Annotated in this window: 18 protein-coding genes; 15 read left to right on the top strand and 3 right to left on the bottom strand. The window is 58.6% G+C overall.

The window, feature by feature from the left end; all coding sequences use genetic code 11:
* Positions 1-225 precede the first annotated feature (225 nt).
* Positions 226-1254: a 16S rRNA (guanine(1207)-N(2))-methyltransferase RsmC gene (gene rsmC / locus ABLV64_RS19825; RefSeq protein WP_032455519.1), complete on the bottom strand. Its 1029-nt coding sequence runs from the start codon at positions 1252-1254 to the stop codon at positions 226-228.
* Between the two features lie 102 nt (positions 1255-1356).
* Between rsmC and ABLV64_RS19820 the strand changes: the two genes are divergently transcribed.
* The 13 genes from ABLV64_RS19820 (at position 1357) to deoD (ending at position 13839) form a co-directional block, all read left to right on the top strand.
* On the top strand, positions 1357-1770 hold the full coding sequence (locus tag ABLV64_RS19820) for a DNA polymerase III subunit psi (RefSeq protein ID WP_004886506.1): 414 nt from the start codon (positions 1357-1359) through the stop codon (positions 1768-1770).
* Complete coding sequence (gene rimI, locus ABLV64_RS19815) at positions 1739-2185, top strand: ribosomal protein S18-alanine N-acetyltransferase (protein ID WP_004886508.1); 447 nt, start codon at positions 1739-1741, stop codon at positions 2183-2185. Before ABLV64_RS19820 ends, rimI begins: the two co-directional genes overlap by 32 nt.
* Before the next feature lie 14 nt (positions 2186-2199).
* Positions 2200-2877, top strand: a complete 678-nt coding sequence (gene yjjG, locus ABLV64_RS19810) for a pyrimidine 5'-nucleotidase (protein WP_004886511.1) — start codon at positions 2200-2202, stop codon at positions 2875-2877.
* A 90-nt stretch (positions 2878-2967) separates the two neighbouring features.
* The gene (gene prfC / locus ABLV64_RS19805; RefSeq protein ID WP_004886513.1) at positions 2968-4557 is read left to right on the top strand and encodes a peptide chain release factor 3; all 1590 of its coding nucleotides are present in this window, start codon (positions 2968-2970) and stop codon (positions 4555-4557) included.
* A gap of 219 nt (positions 4558-4776) precedes the next feature.
* Positions 4777-5397, top strand: a complete 621-nt coding sequence (gene osmY, locus ABLV64_RS19800; protein ID WP_017901234.1) for a molecular chaperone OsmY — start codon at positions 4777-4779, stop codon at positions 5395-5397.
* Between the two features lie 129 nt (positions 5398-5526).
* Positions 5527-5688 carry a DUF1328 family protein gene (locus ABLV64_RS19795; RefSeq protein ID WP_002887716.1) on the top strand — a complete coding sequence of 54 codons (162 nt, stop codon included), beginning with the start codon at positions 5527-5529 and terminating at the stop codon, positions 5686-5688.
* 153 nt (positions 5689-5841) lie between these two features.
* Positions 5842-6915: a patatin family protein gene (locus tag ABLV64_RS19790; RefSeq protein WP_004886521.1), complete on the top strand. Its 1074-nt coding sequence runs from the start codon at positions 5842-5844 to the stop codon at positions 6913-6915.
* A complete protein-coding gene (locus ABLV64_RS19785; protein ID WP_017901233.1) occupies positions 6912-7706 on the top strand; it encodes a metal-dependent hydrolase in 795 nt (264 codons plus the stop codon). The genes ABLV64_RS19790 and ABLV64_RS19785 overlap by 4 nt, the downstream gene beginning before the upstream one ends.
* A 129-nt stretch (positions 7707-7835) precedes the next feature.
* Positions 7836-9113 carry a NupC/NupG family nucleoside CNT transporter gene (locus ABLV64_RS19780; protein ID WP_004886527.1) on the top strand — a complete coding sequence of 426 codons (1278 nt, stop codon included), beginning with the start codon at positions 7836-7838 and terminating at the stop codon, positions 9111-9113.
* A 415-nt stretch (positions 9114-9528) separates the two neighbouring features.
* Positions 9529-10308: a deoxyribose-phosphate aldolase gene (deoC, locus tag ABLV64_RS19775; protein WP_017901231.1), complete on the top strand. Its 780-nt coding sequence runs from the start codon at positions 9529-9531 to the stop codon at positions 10306-10308.
* 109 nt (positions 10309-10417) lie between these two features.
* On the top strand, positions 10418-11740 hold the full coding sequence (gene deoA, locus ABLV64_RS19770) for a thymidine phosphorylase (protein ID WP_032455525.1): 1323 nt from the start codon (positions 10418-10420) through the stop codon (positions 11738-11740).
* A gap of 52 nt (positions 11741-11792) precedes the next feature.
* Positions 11793-13016 carry a phosphopentomutase gene (gene deoB / locus ABLV64_RS19765; protein WP_004886536.1) on the top strand — a complete coding sequence of 408 codons (1224 nt, stop codon included), beginning with the start codon at positions 11793-11795 and terminating at the stop codon, positions 13014-13016.
* A 103-nt stretch (positions 13017-13119) separates the two neighbouring features.
* Complete coding sequence (gene deoD, locus ABLV64_RS19760) at positions 13120-13839, top strand: purine-nucleoside phosphorylase (RefSeq protein ID WP_004886539.1); 720 nt, start codon at positions 13120-13122, stop codon at positions 13837-13839.
* A 90-nt stretch (positions 13840-13929) separates the two neighbouring features.
* Here deoD and lplA read toward each other — a convergent pair whose 3' ends face one another.
* Together lplA and ABLV64_RS19750 are read right to left on the bottom strand one after the other, a co-directional pair.
* On the bottom strand, positions 13930-14946 hold the full coding sequence (lplA, locus tag ABLV64_RS19755) for a lipoate--protein ligase LplA (RefSeq protein WP_043522288.1): 1017 nt from the start codon (positions 14944-14946) through the stop codon (positions 13930-13932).
* Positions 14946-15593: a YtjB family periplasmic protein gene (locus ABLV64_RS19750; protein ID WP_017901229.1), complete on the bottom strand. Its 648-nt coding sequence runs from the start codon at positions 15591-15593 to the stop codon at positions 14946-14948. The genes lplA and ABLV64_RS19750 overlap by 1 nt, the downstream gene beginning before the upstream one ends.
* A 104-nt stretch (positions 15594-15697) precedes the next feature.
* Here ABLV64_RS19750 and serB point away from each other — a divergent pair, with 104 nt between their 5' ends.
* Together serB and radA are read left to right on the top strand one after the other, a co-directional pair.
* Positions 15698-16669, top strand: coding sequence for a phosphoserine phosphatase (gene serB, locus ABLV64_RS19745; RefSeq protein WP_004886545.1), 972 nt, complete (start codon positions 15698-15700; stop codon positions 16667-16669).
* A 9-nt stretch (positions 16670-16678) separates the two neighbouring features.
* Entirely contained in the window at positions 16679-18061 is a 1383-nt protein-coding gene (gene radA / locus ABLV64_RS19740; protein WP_002887800.1) for a DNA repair protein RadA, read from the top strand.
* Positions 18062-18075 lie beyond the last annotated feature (14 nt).

Below are 18075 nucleotides of genomic sequence, written 5' to 3'. Positions count from 1 at the left end.
CGTAAGGACACTAACACCTGAAGCTAGCGCGTCTACCAATTCCGCCACCTTCGCATACCATCGACACTATGAAAGTATCGTTACCACGGAGGCGCATTCTAGTGGTTTTCGGCGACACGTCAATAGTTAATTATGCAGGTTGTATCGATTGCTGCAAAAATGGGCGGATTTGCCCGCGGGAAGCGCCAGCGGCACCAGGAGCGGGCCGCCGGCGTGAAAAGACGATTATTTTTTCGCCTGACGGGTCATGATGGTGCGATAGACCTTAAAACGTCCGGTCTGGGCGATCACCTCATGGAAGCCGAACGTCTCATCCAGCACCTGCGGATACGGCAGGAAGGCGTTGGCGACAATGCGCAGCTCGCCGCCGCTGTTGAGATGGCGAACCGCGCCGCGGATCAGCGCCTGGGCGGCTTCGAGGCTGGTCTGCAGGCCGTCATGGAATGGCGGGTTGGAGATGATCATGTCGAAGCGACCATTGACCTCGGAGAAGACGTTGCTGGCAAACACATCGCCAGCCAGGCCGTTGGCGGCAAGCGTCGCGCGGCTGGCTTCAACCGCCGGGGCGCTGACGTCGCACAGGGTGAGGCGCACTTTCGGCGAATGGCTGGCCAGCGCGGCGGCCAGCACACCCGCGCCGCAGCCGACGTCCAGCACTTTCCCTTTGGTATGCGGCTCGAGGGTGGAGAGCAGCAGCTGGCTGCCGACGTCCAGACCGTCGCGGCTGAAGACGCCCGGTAGGGTTTTAATCGTCAGATTATCCAGTGTGTATTCGCCCCAGAAAGCTTCGGCGTCGAAGGCGGGCTGCTTTTCCAGACGGCCATGATAGAGGCCACAGCGGCGAGCGCTATCCACTTTGTTTAATGGCGCGTATTCAGCCAGCATCTGCTCCGCGCTGCGGACGCCGCTGCGGTTTTCACCGACGACGAAAATGTCGCTTCCCACCGGCAGCAGAGAGAGCAGGTTCATCAGCTGGAACTGCGCCTCTGGTTTGTTCTTTGGCCAGTAGTAGATCAGGGTGTCGCACTCGGCGACGTCAGCCGCCTCAGCCACTAAGCTAAAACGGACGGTGTCACCCATCTGGCGGCTGAGGACCTGCCAGTGGTGGAACTGCTGGGTGTGGGCGCGGCTGGCCGCGGTATCCAGACGCGCAGGCAGGTCATCCTGCAGGTCACCGGCAAACAGAACGCGGGCGGACTCGAAATCATCACTGTGGCGCAGCAAGACTTCACTTGCCGGGGTAAAAGCGGACATGAAACACTCCTTCATTAAGACTGGCGCCGATTATAGTAGTTTGTTGGCGCAGATACGACGGATTTGCTATATTGCGCGCTTGTTTAACAGGAGTGTTTCGCTATGACATCCCGACGAGACTGGCAACTACAGCAGCTGGGCATTACCCAGTGGTCGCTGCGCCGACCGGGGGCGTTACAGGGCGAAATCGCTATCTCGCTTCCTGAACATATTCGTCTGGTGATGGTGGCGGAAACCCCGCCGTCGCTGACAGAGCCGCTGATTGGCGACGTATTGCGCGCGCTGGCCGTAACGCCAGATCAGGTCCTGCAGCTGACCCCGGAGCGGGTGGCGATGCTGCCGCAGGACAGCCGCTGTAACAGCTGGCGGTTGGGCACAGAGGCGTCGCTGCCGCTGGCGGGCGCCCAGGTGTCCACCCCCGCTTTTGATGAACTCCAGACCAGCGCGCCGGCTCGCAGGGCGCTCTGGCAACAAATCTGCGCACATGAACACGATTTCTACCCTCAGCACGGCTGATTTAACCCGAGCCTGGCAAATCGAAACCCGCGCCCACGCTTTCCCGTGGAGCGAACAGACCCTGGCCAGTAACCAGGGGGAACGCTATCGCAACTATCAGCTGTCGGTGGATGGCGAAATGGCGGCTTTCGCCATTACGCAAGTGGTGCTGGATGAGGCGACGCTGTTCAATATCGCTGTCGATCCCGCTTACCAGCGCCGTGGCCTGGGGCGAGCGCTGCTGGAACATGTCATTGATGAAGTCGAAAAGCTCGGCGTCGTCACGCTATGGCTGGAGGTGCGCGCCTCCAACGTTGCCGCCCTCGCGCTGTATGAAAGCTTAGGCTTCAATGAAGCGACGATTCGCCGCAACTACTACCCGACGGCCGACGGGCGCGAAGACGCCATTGTTATGGCTCTGCCAATCAGTATGTAAGACAAGGTGATACGATGAAATGGGACTGGATTTTCTTTGATGCCGATGAAACGCTGTTTACGTTTGATTCTTTCAGCGGCTTACAGCGGATGTTTCTCGACTACAGCGTGACCTTTACCGCCGAAGATTTTCAGGACTATCAGGCCGTGAATAAGCCGCTATGGGTGGATTACCAAAACGGCGCCATCACCTCGCTGCAGCTGCAGCACCAGCGTTTTGACAACTGGGCGCAACGTTTGAATGTGCCGCCGGGGGAGCTCAACGACGCGTTTATGAATGCGATGGCGGAAATCTGTGCGCCGCTGCCGGGTGCGGTCTCTCTGCTCAACGCGCTGCAGGGCAAGGTCAAAATGGGCATCATCACCAACGGCTTTACCTCGCTGCAGCAGACTCGTCTGGAGCGGACCGGTTTACGCGATCACTTTGATTTGCTAATTATTTCTGAAGAAGTGGGCGTCGCTAAACCGGACGCGCGCATTTTCGATTACGCGCTGGCGAAGGCGGGTAACCCACCGCGCTCGCGGGTGCTGATGGTCGGCGATACCGCCGAGTCGGATATTCGCGGCGGCGTGAACGCCGGACTGGCGACCTGCTGGCTCAATGCGCATCAGCGCGAGCTGCCGGCGGACCTCGAGCCGGACTGGACGGTGACCTCGTTAAGCGAACTGGAGCAGCTCCTGTGTAAACACTGATTGCCTCCCCCCCGTTGATGGGTAAAATAGCCGCAATTTTTCGTATTCCACATGCGTGGCCCATGGCCGCGTTTACTTAGAAGATTAATTATGACGTTGTCTCCTTATCTGCAAGAGGTGGCCAAACGCCGCACTTTTGCCATTATCTCTCACCCGGATGCCGGTAAGACCACCATCACCGAAAAGGTGCTGCTGTTCGGACAGGCGATTCAGACCGCCGGTACCGTAAAAGGCCGTGGCTCCAGCCAGCACGCGAAATCCGACTGGATGGAGATGGAAAAGCAGCGTGGTATCTCGATCACCACCTCGGTAATGCAGTTCCCGTATCATGACTGTCTGGTGAACCTGCTGGATACCCCGGGGCACGAAGACTTCTCCGAAGATACCTACCGTACCCTGACGGCGGTGGACTGCTGCCTGATGGTGATTGACGCGGCAAAAGGCGTCGAAGATCGGACCCGTAAGCTGATGGAAGTCACCCGTCTGCGCGATACGCCGATCCTCACTTTTATGAACAAACTCGACCGTGATATCCGCGATCCGATGGAGCTGCTGGATGAAGTCGAGAACGAGCTGAAAATTGGCTGCGCGCCGATTACCTGGCCTATCGGCTGCGGTAAGTTGTTCAAGGGCGTCTATCATCTCTACAAAGATGAAACCTACCTGTATCAGACCGGTAAAGGCCATACCATCCAGGAAGTGCGCATCGTGAAGGGGCTCAACAACCCGGATCTTGACGCGGCGGTGGGGGAAGATCTCGCGCAGCAGCTGCGTGACGAGCTGGAGCTGGTGCAGGGCGCGTCGAACGAGTTCGATAAAGATCTGTTCCTGGCCGGGGAAATCACCCCAGTGTTCTTCGGGACCGCATTAGGTAACTTCGGCGTTGACCATATGCTGGATGGCCTGGTGGAGTGGGCGCCGGCGCCGATGCCGCGTAACACCGACACCCGTGAAGTCAACGCCACGGAAGAGAAGTTCACTGGCTTCGTGTTTAAAATTCAGGCCAATATGGACCCGAAACACCGCGACCGCGTGGCTTTCATGCGCGTGGTGTCCGGTAAATATGAGAAAGGCATGAAGCTGCGTCAGGTGCGCATCGGTAAAGACGTGGTGATCTCCGACGCGCTGACCTTTATGGCCGGCGACCGTTCACACGTCGAGGAAGCCTATCCTGGGGATATTATCGGCCTGCATAACCACGGCACCATTCAGATTGGCGATACCTTCACCCAGGGCGAGATGATGAAGTTCACCGGTATTCCGAACTTCGCACCGGAACTGTTCCGTCGTATTCGCCTGAAGGATCCGCTGAAGCAGAAACAGCTGCTGAAAGGGCTGGTTCAGCTCTCTGAAGAGGGCGCGGTGCAGGTCTTCCGTCCGATCGCCAATAACGATCTGATCGTCGGCGCCGTGGGGGTGCTGCAGTTTGACGTCGTCGTGGCGCGCCTGAAAAGCGAATACAACGTGGAAGCGATTTACGAATCGGTCAACGTGGCCACCGCGCGCTGGGTTGAATCCACTGACGTGAAGAAATTCGAAGAGTTCAAGCGCAAAAACGAAGTTCAGCTGGCACTGGATGGCGGCGATAACCTGACCTACATCGCTCCGACGATGGTCAACCTGAACCTGACGCAGGAGCGTTATCCTGACGTGGTGTTCCGCAAAACGCGCGAGCACTAATCCCTGACGAAGCGCGGCGCAGGCCGCGCTTTTTTCTTCTTCTGCCCGCGCTTCCTTCCTTCTGGAAAGTTCTTAAAACGCCGCTAATTCGTCTGTTTTTTATCCATATCCTCCGCAACCCCTTCGCCTGTCTACTATATTTAATTCGTGTTTTTAAAAATGCTGGCGTAATTCACTGCGATAAGACGCCAGCGCTGGTGAAAAAACGAGGACATCACGATGACCAGACTAAAGAATGCCAATATGTTGCTGGCGCTCTTCTTAGGCTTAGCCGCGTTGAACGCCTCGGCAGAGACGGAAAAAACAACGGTAGACAGTGCGAAGTCAGCTGCCAGCAATGCGGGAGAGGCGGTAGACAATTCGATTAATAAAGTCGGCGATTTTATGGACGACAGCACCATTACCGCGCGGGTAAAGGCGGCGCTGATCGACCATAAGGATATTAACTCCGGCGATATTTCGGTGAAAACGGAAAACAAAGTGGTCACCCTCAGCGGCGACGTCACCAGTGCTGAACAGAAAAGTCAGGCGCTGAGCGTGGCAAAAGCGGTCGAAGGCGTCTCTCAGGTTAACGACAAACTGACGGTGCAGCACAAATCGTCGAGCGAGACGGCGACGCTGAAAGGCTATGCCGGGGATACCGCTATTACCAGCGAAGTGAAAGCCAAGCTGCTGGCGGATGACATTGTCCCTTCGCGCAATGTGAAAGTAGAAACTAACGCCGGCGCCGTGCATCTGACCGGTACGGTGGCTTCCGCTGCGCAGGCTGAGCGCGCCGCAGAGATTGCGAAAGCGGTCTCCGGTGTGAAAAGCGTCCGCAACGATCTTAGCGTGAAGTAAATCGAGTTATTAACAAAAGTGTTGTCTGGCCAAGGTTGCCGAACGAATAGCAGCATCCACTGAGCGATGAGCTAGACAGAAAGGGTGCGCAAACCGCTGTTCACCGTCCATTATGGTAAGGAGAAAAGTATGTTTCGATGGGGAATTATTTTTCTGGTCATTGCATTAATTGCTGCGGCCCTGGGCTTCGGTGGTCTGGCGGGTACTGCCGCTGGCGCCGCGAAAATCGTCTTTGTCGTCGGGATTATCCTGTTCCTGGTGAGCCTGTTTACTGGACGCAGACGTCCTTAGGTGGCCCGCGATGCGGGCGATGCTGAAGCCTGAGCATTTTTACTGACACGTCGTCTTACACAAAGCCAGTCCTGCGGACTGGCTTTCGCGGTTTAAGCGGCGGGCAAATTGCGTTACCTTGTCAGGAGAAGACCAATCGAACAGGAAAGCAGGGTGGGGCAACGCATTCCCGTCACGCTGGGCAATATCGCCCCGCTGGCGGTTAAACCCTTCCGACCAGGCAAGCTGGCGCTGGTGTGTGAAGGCGGGGGACAGCGAGGGATTTTCACCGCCGGGGTTCTGGACGAATTCATGCGCGCCGGATTTAACCCCTTTGACCTGATGCTGGGGACTTCCGCGGGGGCGCAAAACCTCTCCGCCTACATGTGTAATCAGCAAGGCTATGCCCGCAAAGTCATCACCCGCTACACCACCTCACGCCAGTTTTTCGATCCGATGCGCTTTGTGCGCGGCGGCAACCTTATCGATCTCGACTGGCTGGTCGAGGCCACCTCGCAGCAGATGCCGCTGGCCATGAACTATGCTGAAACGCAGTTCGCGCAGGGAAAAGAGCTGTGGATGTGCGCCTGTCGCGGCGACGATTACTCCGCCAGCTATTTTTCACCAACGCCGCAAACCTGGCTGGATCTGATCCGCGCCTCCAGCGCCATCCCTGGATTTTATCGCAGCGGCGTATTGCTTGACGGCGTCAGCTACCTTGACGGCGGCGTCAGCGATGCGATCCCGGTTCAGGAGGCGGCCCGCCGCGGCGCTCAGACCATCGTGGTGATCCGCACCGTCCCCTCGCAGATGTTTTATACCCCGGAGTGGTTTAAGCGGATGGAGCGCTGGCTGGGGGAGAGCAGCCTGCAGCCGCTGGTCAATCTGGTGCATCATCACGAAACCACCTATCGCGCCATCCAGCAGTTCATCGAGAAACCGCCCGGTAAGCTGCGGATCTTCGAAATCTATCCCCAGCGGCCGCTGCGCAGCATGGCGCTTGGCAGCCGACTGCCGGCGCTGCTGGAGGACTACAAAACCGGACGCCAGTGCGGCCGTTATTTCCTGGCCACCGTGGGTAAACTGCTGGCCGACCGGCCGCCGCTGTTGCGCCACGCGCCGCGTGTTGCCCGGCCCTCGCCGGTGGTGGTGCCGCCGGTGCCGGTGGCCAATGAAGCGCCGCAGGCGACCATCATCGCTGCGCCGCAGGCCAATGACGCAAGCTTTAATCATGAGGATCTGGCGTGACGCACCGTTTTATCGATACCCACTGCCACTTCGATTTTCCCCCCTTCGCGGAAGATGAGGTCGCCAGCCTGGCGCGTGCGGCGCAGGCCGGCGTCGGGCGAATTATCGTTCCGGCCATCTCCGCTGAGCGTTTTAGCCGCGTGCTGGCGCTGGCGGCGCAGCACGAGGCGCTGTATGCCGCGCTGGGCCTGCATCCGATTGTCATTGAGCAGCATACCGATGAGGGGCTGGCGCAACTGGAGGCGTCGCTGGCGCAGCGCCCGCCAAAACTGGTGGCGGTGGGGGAGATTGGTCTCGATCTCTATCGCGACGAGCCGCAGTTCGATCGTCAGCAGGCGCTGCTGGAAGCGCAGCTGCGTCTGGCGAAGCGTTACGATCTGCCGGTGATTCTCCACTCCCGACGCACCCACGATAAGCTGGCGATGCTGCTGAAAAAACATGCCCTGCCGCGTACCGGGGTGGTACATGGCTTCGCCGGCAGTCTGCAGCAGGCCGAGCGCTTTGTGCAGCTTGGCTATAAGATCGGCGTTGGCGGCACCATTACCTATCCCCGCGCCAGCAAAACCCGCGAGGTGATGGCGCGTCTGCCGCTTTCAGCCCTGCTGCTGGAGACCGATGCCCCGGATATGCCGCTCAATGGCTTTCAGGGACTGCCCAATCGCCCGGAGCAAGCTGCGCGGGTATTTGAGGCCCTGTGCGAACTGCGCCCTGAGCCTCCGGCAGCCATAGCCGAAGGGATAATGCGCAACACACTCGCCTTGTTTTCCTTACCCTCAGCCACTGTATGGTGATCGAATTCTCATAATTGTCCATCCATATCATTGATTTGCTTAAAATGTGTGAAGCCAGGCGGGCAGGATAGTTTCGGGCCGATATAATCACGCCGTTAGTGCTGGACTATCAAAACACAGGGAATCTGTATGCAAATCCTCATGGGACTTATCGGCATGGTGGCGCTGTTGGCCATTGCTGTGCTGCTCTCCAATAATCGAAAAGCCATTAACCTGCGTACCGTGCTCGGCGCCTGGATAATCCAGGTGGGTATCGGCGCGTTAATATTGTATGTACCGGCCGGGCGCTCGGCGCTGTTAGCGATGTCGAACGGCGTCGCCAGCGTTATTGCCTACGGCAATGAAGGGATTAGTTTCATCTTCGGCGGGCTGGTTTCCGATAAAATGTTCGAGGTATTTGGCGGCGGCGGCTTCGTCTTTGCCCTGCGCGTGCTGCCGGTGATCGTTTTCTTCTCGTCGCTGATTGCCGTGCTTTACTACCTTGGCATTATGCAGCTGGTCATTCGCATTCTCGGCGGCGCGCTGCGGGCGGTTCTGAAGACCTCGCGTACCGAGTCGCTGTCGGCCACGGCGAACATCTTCGTTGGTCAGACCGAAGCGCCGCTGGTGGTGCGTCCTTATATCGCCACCATGACCCGCTCGGAGCTGTTTGCGGTCATGTGCGGCGGCCTGGCCTCGGTGGCGGGTTCCGTGCTGGCGGGCTATGCGCAGATGGGCGTTCCGCTGGAGTACCTGATTGCCGCGTCGTTTATGGCGGCGCCGGGTGGACTGCTGTTTGCCAAAATTATCGTACCGGAAACGGAGAAACCGGACGATAACCCAGCTCATGACCGCCAGAGCGCGGATGCGGATAAACCGGCCAACGTGCTGGACGCCGCCGCCTCCGGCGCCGCGTCTGGTATGCAGCTGGCGCTCAACGTCGGCGCGATGCTGCTGGCGTTTATTGCGCTGATCGCTCTGCTGAACGGCATTCTGTCCGGCCTCGGCGGCTGGTTTAACCATCCGGAGCTGTCGCTGCAGATGATCCTCGGCTGGGTCTTCTCACCGCTGGCGTGGGTGATCGGCGTGCCGTGGCACGAAGCGACGGTAGCGGGGTCGTTTATCGGCCAGAAGCTGATCATTAACGAGTTCGTGGCCTATATGAACTTTGGCGAGTATCTGAAGGCGGACGCTGAGGTGGCGGCGGCCGGGCTGCAGGTCATTTCAGATCACACCAAAGCCATTATCTCTTTCGCGCTATGCGGATTCGCCAATCTGTCATCGATCGCCATCCTGATTGGCGGCCTCGGGGGGATGGCACCCAACCGGCGTCAGGATATCGCCCAGCTTGGGCTGCGTGCGGTGGCGGCGGGGACGCTGTCTAACCTGATGAGCGCCACCATCGCCGGGGTTTTCCTCGCCCTCTAAACCTGTTACCTGAACCAGCGGCCGTCGCGTCGCTGGTTTTATTGAGTTTGTGAAAATTCCATCATTTCTGGTTTTCAGAAAAACCATTTACATTTCAAATGATAATCATTTTATCACCGGCAGTACGGACAAAATGTGCGCCACGTTGTCGAGTGGCGCTGTTATTATGTGTTAGAATTGTCACATCCCCATTGGTTGCAGAGTTTTGATTATGCTTAAGAGGGGCGTGATGATAATTGTCGCGGTATGCACCGATGTTTCGTGATTAAAATCACATTACAGTAATGCAAATTAGTAAGTAGTTTTCATTAACTGTGATGAATGTCGAAGTGTAACAGCGAGTGAATGTTACAATAGTAACAGACTCGCAAGGTGAACAAACTATTGAACCGGCACTGCGCCGGCGGAGTATGAAATGACTGATTTAAAAGCAAGCAGCCTGCGCGCGTTAAAACTGATGGACCTGACCACCCTGAACGACGACGACACCAATGAGAAGGTGATTGCCCTGTGTCATCAGGCGAAAACCCCGGTGGGTAACACCGCGGCGGTCTGTATCTATCCGCGCTTCATCCCGATTGCCCGTAAGACGCTGAACGAGCAGGGAACGCCGGATATCCGCATCGCCACGGTCACCAACTTCCCGCACGGTAATGACGATATCGACATTGCTCTGGCGGAAACCCGCGCGGCGATCGCTTACGGTGCTGATGAAGTGGACGTGGTTTTCCCGTACCGCGCGCTGATTGCCGGTAACGAACAGGTCGGCTTCGAGCTGGTGAAAGCCTGTAAAGAGGCCTGCGCGGCGGCCAACGTGCTGCTGAAAGTGATCATCGAAACCGGTGAGCTGAAAGAAGAAGCGCTGATCCGTAAAGCGTCTGAAATCTCTATCAAAGCCGGGGCCGATTTCATCAAAACCTCGACCGGTAAAGTGCCGGTGAATGCCACGCCAGAAAGCGCGCGCATCATGATGGAAGTCATTCGTGATATGGGCGTTGAGAAAACCGTTGGCTTCAAACCGGCGGGCGGCGTGCGCAGCGCGGAAGATGCGCAGCAGTTCCTGGCGATCGCCGATGAGCTGTTTGGCGCCGACTGGGCCGATGCTCGTCACTACCGCTTTGGCGCCTCCAGCCTGCTGGCCAGCCTGTTGAAAGCCTTGGGTCACGGCGACGGCAAGAGCACCAGCAGCTACTGATTGTCAGACATTGCCGGATGAGGCTTCACTTATCCGGCCTACAGGATCGTAGGGCGGGTAAGCGTAGCGCCACCCGCCACCATTCACCCGATTCCTCATGGGGGTTACCGTGTTTCTCGCACAAGAAATTATTCGTAAAAAACGTGATGGTCAGGCATTAAGCGATGAAGAGATCCGCTTTTTCATCAACGGCATCCGCGACAATACTATCTCAGAAGGGCAGATCGCCGCGCTGGCGATGACCATCTTCTTCCATGATATGTCTATGCCGGAGCGCGTTTCGCTGACCATGGCGATGCGGGATTCCGGTACCGTTCTGGACTGGAAAAGCCTCAACCTTAACGGCCCCATCGTCGATAAACACTCCACCGGCGGCGTCGGGGATGTCACTTCGCTGATGCTGGGGCCGATGGTGGCCGCCTGCGGCGGCTATGTGCCGATGATTTCCGGCCGCGGCCTCGGCCATACCGGCGGTACCCTGGATAAACTGGAAGCCATCCCGGGCTTCGATATCTTCCCGGACGACAACCGCTTCCGCGAGATTATTAAAGATGTCGGCGTGGCGATTATCGGGCAGACCAGCTCCCTCGCTCCGGCGGACAAACGTTTCTATGCCACCCGCGATATTACCGCGACGGTGGACTCCATCCCGCTGATCACCGCCTCGATCCTTGCCAAAAAGCTGGCGGAAGGGCTGGATGCGCTGGTGATGGACGTTAAAGTCGGCAGCGGCGCGTTTATGCCGACTTATGAGCTTTCCGCCGCGCTGGCGGAAGCGATCGTCGGGGTCGCCAACGGCGCCGGCGTGCGCACCACCGCGCTGCTGACCGATATGAACCAGGTGCTGGCCTCCAGCGCCGGGAACGCCGTTGAAGTTCGCGAAGCGGTTCAGTTCCTGACCGGCGAATACCGCAACCCACGCCTGTTCGACGTGACGATGGCGCTGTGTGTGGAGATGCTGATTTCCGGCAAGCTGGCGGCGGACGATACCGATGCGCGCGCGAAGCTGCAGGCGGTGCTGGATAACGGTAAAGCAGCGGAAGTCTTTGGTCGCATGGTCGCGGCGCAGAAAGGACCGAGCGACTTTGTCGAGAATTATGATCATTATCTGCCGACGGCGATGCTGAGCAAAGCAGTCTATGCTGATACCGAAGGTTTTATCAGCGCGATGGACACTCGCGCGCTGGGCATGGCAGTGGTTTCTATGGGCGGCGGCCGCCGTCAGGCATCAGACACCATTGACTATAGCGTTGGCTTTACCGAGATGGCGCGTCTGGGTGACCGCGTGGACGGACAGCGTCCGCTGGCGATGATCCATGCCAAAGACGAGAACAGCTGGCAGGAGGCCGCGAAAGCGGTCAAAGCGGCCATTAAACTGGACGATAAAGCTCCGGAAATTACACCGACAGTCTATCGCCGTATCACTGAATAGCGATATACTGATCTGATCGCTTTTTTGCAGCGCAAGATGTATGGAGAACAAGATGAAACGTGCATTTATCATGGTGCTGGACTCCTTTGGGATTGGCGCAACGGAAGACGCAGACCGCTTTGGCGACGTCGGCGCCGATACGCTGGGCCACATTGCGGAAGCCTGCGCCAAAGGCGAAGCTGACCACGGCCGCAAAGGCCCGCTGAATTTACCGAACCTGACCCGTCTGGGGCTGGTGAAAGCGCATGAAGGCTCCACCGGTAAAATTGCCGCCGGAATGGATGGCAATGCCGAAGTGATTGGCGCCTATGCCTGGGCGCATGAACTCTCTTCTGGTAAAGATACGCCGTCCGGCCACTGGGAAATCGCTGGCGTGCCGGTACTGTTTGACTGGGGCTACTTCAGCGATCACGAAAACAGCTTCCCGCAGGAGCTGCTGGATAAGCTGGTGAAACGCGCCAACCTGCCGGGCTACCTCGGCAATTGCCACTCTTCGGGGACGGTGATCCTCGATCAGCTCGGCGAAGAGCATATGAAAACCGGGAAACCGATTTTCTATACCTCCGCTGACTCCGTATTCCAGATCGCCTGTCATGAAGAGACCTTTGGCCTCGACAAACTGTATGAGCTGTGCGAAATCGCTCGTGAAGAGCTGACCGAAGGCGGCTACAACATTGGCCGCGTCATCGCCCGTCCGTTTATCGGCGATAAAGCCGGTAACTTCCAGCGTACTGGCAACCGTCACGATCTGGCGGTCGAACCGCCGGCGCCGACCGTGCTGCAGAAGCTGGTTGACGAGAAGAACGGCCACGTGGTGTCTGTCGGTAAGATAGCGGATATCTACGCCAACTGCGGCATCACCAAAAAAGTGAAAGCCACCGGGCTGGACGCGCTGTTCGACGCAACCATTAAAGAGATGAAGGAAGCTGGCGACGAGACTATCGTCTTCACCAACTTCGTCGACTTTGACTCCTCCTGGGGCCACCGTCGCGATGTCGCCGGCTACGCGGCGGGTCTGGAACTGTTCGACCGTCGTCTGCCGGAGCTGATGGAGCTGGTAGGGGAAGACGACATTCTGATCCTCACCGCCGACCACGGCTGCGACCCGACCTGGACCGGTACCGACCACACCCGCGAGCATATTCCGGTGCTGGTGTACGGCCCGAAAGTGAAACCAGGTTCGCTCGGTCACCGTGAAACCTTCGCGGACATCGGCCAGACTATCGCGAAATACTTTGGTACGTCTGACATGGAATATGGCAAAGCCATGTTCTGAGGTCATTGCCCGGTGGCGCACAGCGATCCGGGCCTACTATTTTGTAGGCCGGGTAAGGCGTAGCCGCCACCCGGCAAAAACAACAATATAAAAGGAACTGAAGATGGCAACTCCTCACATTAACGCAGAAATGGGCGATTTCGCTGACGTAGTTTTGATGCCGGGCGACCCGCTGCGCGCCAAGCACATTGCCGAAACCTTCCTCGAAGACGTGCGTGAAGTGAATAACGTGCGCGGCATGCTGGGCTTCACCGGCACCTATAAAGGCCGCAAAATCTCCGTAATGGGCCACGGGATGGGTATCCCGTCCTGCTCTATCTACACCAAAGAGCTGATCACCGATTTCGGCGTTAAGAAAATCATCCGCGTTGGCTCCTGCGGCGCAGTGCGCGAAGACGTCAAACTGCGCGACGTGGTGATCGGCATGGGCGCTTGCACCGACTCCAAAGTGAACCGTCTGCGTTTTAAAGACCATGACTTCGCGGCGATTGCCGATTTCGGCATGGTGCGTAACGCGGTAGACGCGGCGAAAGCGTTGGGCGTTGACGCGCGCGTCGGCAACATCTTCTCCGCAGACCTGTTCTATACCCCGGACCCGTCCATGTTCGACGTGATGGAAAAATACGGCATCCTGGGCGTGGAAATGGAAGCGGCGGGTATCTACGGCGTGGCGGCGGAGTTCGGGGCGAAAGCGCTGACCATCTGCACCGTGTCTGACCATATTCGTACCCACGAGCAGACCACTGCCGCGGAGCGTCAGACCACGTTCAACGACATGATTAAAATCGCGCTGGAATCGGTACTGCTGGGCGACCAGGAGTAAGCGTGGTATAGCCCCGGTAGCGCTTTGTTTACCGGGCTTGAGTCAAATCTGTAGGCCGGATAAGGCGTAACCGCCATCCGGCTTTTTTTATCAGCGCACCGCGCCGGCAATCCATGCCGACAGTTCTTTCAGTTCCGCTTCTTGCTCCGGGAAATCGCCGACCAGCGCCTCACACTGCTGCTGCAAAACCTCAGCCCGATACTGACAGCCGACTAAGCGTGCCGCCAGCGCCTCCAGCGGCGCCGGATTCAGGCTATCGGTAAAGGCCTGCGCGCGGGTGATATGTCCTTTCTCAACGTCAAAATGCAGCTCGACGCCGCCCCAGGGGAAGCGCTCGTCCAGCAGGTGGGAAAAGGCGGGCGCCTGGCCGAAGTTCCACTCCCAGCTGCTCTGGCGAGCGAAAGTGTCGGCAAAGTTCGGCAGGTCCGGCGTGTTGTCCGGGGAGATCACCTCGGCGTCTACCCGTTCGCCGTAATGGCTGAAGAACGCCTCCTGGATCGCCTCGCAAACTTGCTGATGGGTAATGCCCGGCAGTAGCTCAACCAGATTCGCCACTCGCCCGCGCACCGAGGTAATGCCTTTAGCCTGCAGCTTTTTCTGGTCCGGGTTGAGGTAGTTGGCAAGACGGCTTAAATCGGCGTTGAGCAGCAGGGTGCCGTGGTGAAAACCGCGGTCCATGGTTTCACGATAGGCGGAGCCGGAGACTTTGCGGTCGCCGCTGTCGGTTTTGACCACCAGATCGTTGCGCCCGGAGGCTTCGGCGGTTACGCCGAGTGAATTGAGCGCCGCCAGCACAATAGCGGTGGAGACGGTTTTGTCGTACTCCGGTTTGCCAGCCATAAAGGTAAAGCAGGTATTGCCGAGGTCGTGGAACACCGCGCCGCCGCCGCTGCTGCGACGGGCCAGCCGCACATGATCTTCTTCCATTCGGCGGGTATTACACTCCTTCCACGGGTTCTGCGCGCGGCCGATGACCACGGTATCGGCATTGCGCCACAGGAACAGCACCCGCTGGGTGGCGGGCATCTGGCGGAAAATGCACTCCTCGACCGCCAGGTTGAACCACGGGTCGTAAGAGTCAGAAAGCAGGAGGCGCAGTGTGGACATTATAGATTTCCTTTCTTTTCATCGTCTTCATCCTCAACCGGCTTGTTGGCGGTGAGCAGGAAGGGCGATTGCTGCCAGCGGGTGCGTTTGCCCTGCAGCAGCGTGCGGGTCAGTACCACGCCGATGGCCAGGGACAGCAACAGCATCAGGCGTAAGATATTGGTGGTATTATCCACCTGCTTCGCCTCGGTCGCCAGAGTATGGGTATCGAGGGTCAGACGCAGATAGCCCAGCGGGCCATTTTTTCCCGGCACCGGTTCGACAATCTGCTGGTTGAAGTAGCCGCCGGCTTTCTTACCATCCAGCGCCAGCCGGTCGCGAACCTCGACGCTTTCGCCAGAGCGCGCCACCAGGTCGCCCTGTTCGTCATATACCCCGGCGTCAAGTACGCGGCTGTTGTGGGTGAGCTGCGTCAACAGCTGATGGATGCGCTTCTCGTCAGGCGTCTCGCTGCGCATCAGCGGCGCGAGATTCAGCACCACCTGCTGCGCCAGCGTGCGGGCCAGCTCTTCCAGCTGCGGATTGCGTTGTTTCTGACTGTTCTGACTGAACCACGAGGCGCCCTGCATCAGCGCGACGAGCAGGGCGAGACAGATAAGGACAATGACCGCACGATGCAGCCGGAATTTCAGTTTTGCGCGAACCATATTCCACCTTTGAAAATTTGCAGCTTAATGTTGCCAGAAGCGCTGGTTACAAGGTAGCCTCATGCGTTATTTTCCTCGCCTGAATGAAGAGATGTGGAGCCGTAATGCCTAACAGTTTGACCTGGTGCGACCTGCCTGAAGACGTTTCCCTGTGGCCTGGGTTGCCGCTTTCCCTGAGCGGTGACGAGGTCATGCCGCTGGATTATCACGCCGGGCGCAGCGGTTGGCTGCTGTACGGACGTGGGCTGGATAAACGCCGTCTGACGGCGTGGCAGCGCGAGCTGGGCGCCGCGTTAGTGATCGTCGCCTCCTGGGTGGTCGAGGATTACCAGGTGATCCGCCTGGCGGGCTCGCTTACCCCGCGTGCGACGCGACTGGCGCATGAGGCGGGGCTGGACGTCGCGCCATTGGGTAAAATTCCCCATCTGCGCACCCCAGGGCTGCTGGTGATGGATATGGACTCCACGGCGATCCAAATTGAATGCATCGATGAGATCGCGAAACTGGCCGGCACCGGCGAGCTGGTGTCAGAAGTGACCGAGCGGGCGATGCGTGGCGAGCTGGACTTCACCGCCAGCCTGCGCCAGCGCGTGGCGACACTAAAAGACGCCGATGCCAACATTCTGCTGCAGGTTCGCGACGCGCTACCGCTGATGCCGGGCCTGGCGCAGCTGGTGCTCAAGCTGGAAACGCTGGGCTGGAAGGTGGCGATCGCCTCCGGCGGCTTTACCTTCTTTGCGGAGTATCTGCGCGACAAACTGCATCTCGACGCGGTGTTCGCCAACGAACTGGAGATCCGCGACGGTAAGCTTACCGGCAACGTGCTCGGCGATATCGTCGATGCCAAATACAAAGCCAATACGCTGCGCAAGCTGGCGGAAAAGTATGAGATCCCAACGGCGCAGACCGTGGCCATCGGCGATGGCGCCAACGACCTGCCGATGATTAAGGCTGCCGGGCTTGGCATCGCGTATCATGCGAAGCCTAAAGTGAATGAACAGGCGGAAGTGACTATCCGCCACGCTGACCTGATGGGGGTATTCTGTATTCTCTCGGGCAGCATGAACCAAAAGTAAGAGGTAAACGTGGCGAAAGCTCCAAAACGCGCATTTGTCTGTAATGAATGTGGTGCGGATTATCCGCGGTGGCAGGGGCAATGCAGCGCCTGCCATGCCTGGAATACCATCACCGAGATGCGCATCGCCGCGTCGCCGCAGGTGGCGAGAAACGAGCGTTTGTCAGGCTACGCCGGTAACGCCGGCGTCTCGAAGGTGCAGAAGCTGTCAGACATCAGCCTGGAAGCGCTGCCGCGTTTCTCCACCGGGTTTAAAGAGTTCGATCGCGTACTCGGCGGCGGCGTGGTGCCGGGCAGCGCGATCCTGATTGGCGGCAACCCCGGCGCGGGGAAATCGACCCTGCTGCTGCAGACTTTGTGCAAGCTGGCGGAAGGGATGAAAACGCTGTACGTCACCGGGGAGGAGTCCCTTCAGCAGGTGGCGATGCGCGCCCATCGCCTTGGGCTGCCGACGGCGAACCTGAACATGCTCTCGGAAACCAGCATTGAGCAGATCTGTCAGATTGCCGATGAAGAAAAACCGCAGCTGATGGTGATCGACTCAATCCAGGTGATGCATATGGCCGACGTTCAGTCGTCGCCGGGCAGCGTCGCCCAGGTACGTGAAACGGCGGCCTATCTGACGCGCTTTGCCAAAACTCGCGGCGTGGCGATCGTTATGGTCGGCCACGTCACCAAAGACGGTTCGCTGGCCGGCCCGAAGGTGCTGGAGCACTGTATTGACTGCTCGGTGCTGCTGGACGGTGATGCCGACTCCCGTTTCCGCACTCTGCGCAGCCACAAAAACCGCTTTGGCGCGGTGAATGAGCTGGGCGTTTTCGCCATGACCGAGCAGGGGCTGCGCGAAGTCAGCAACCCGTCCGCTATCTTCCTCAGCCGGGGAGATGAAATCACCTCCGGCAGCTCGGTGATGGTGGTCTGGGAAGGGACCCGCCCGCTGCTGGTGGAGATCCAGGCGCTGGTGGATCACTCGATGATGTCCAACCCGCGCCGTGTGGCGGTGGGGCTGGAACAGAACCGTCTGGCGATCCTGCTGGCGGTGCTGCATCGCCACGGCGGCCTGCAGATGGCCGATCAGGACGTTTTCGTCAACGTGGTCGGCGGGGTGAAGGTCACGGAAACCAGCGCCGATCTGGCGCTACTGCTGGCGATGGTCTCCAGCCTGCGCGATCGCCCGCTGCCGCAGGACCTGGTGGTCTTTGGCGAAGTGGGGCTGGCCGGCGAAATTCGCCCGGTGCCGAGCGGTCAGGAGCGTATCTCCGAAGCAGCGAAGCATGGCTTCCGCCGCGCCATCGTCCCGGCGGCCAATGTGCCGAAAAAAGTGCCGGAAGGCATGCAAATCTTTGGTGTGAAAAAGCTTTCAGACGCGCTAAGCGTTTTTGACGACTTATAATAAGTTAAAAGGAG

The organism is Klebsiella sp. JB_Kp031 (assembly GCF_040064295.1).
Classification (GTDB): Bacteria; Pseudomonadota; Gammaproteobacteria; order Enterobacterales; family Enterobacteriaceae; genus Klebsiella; species Klebsiella quasipneumoniae.
This window is presented reverse-complemented; position numbering and strand designations above follow the sequence as displayed.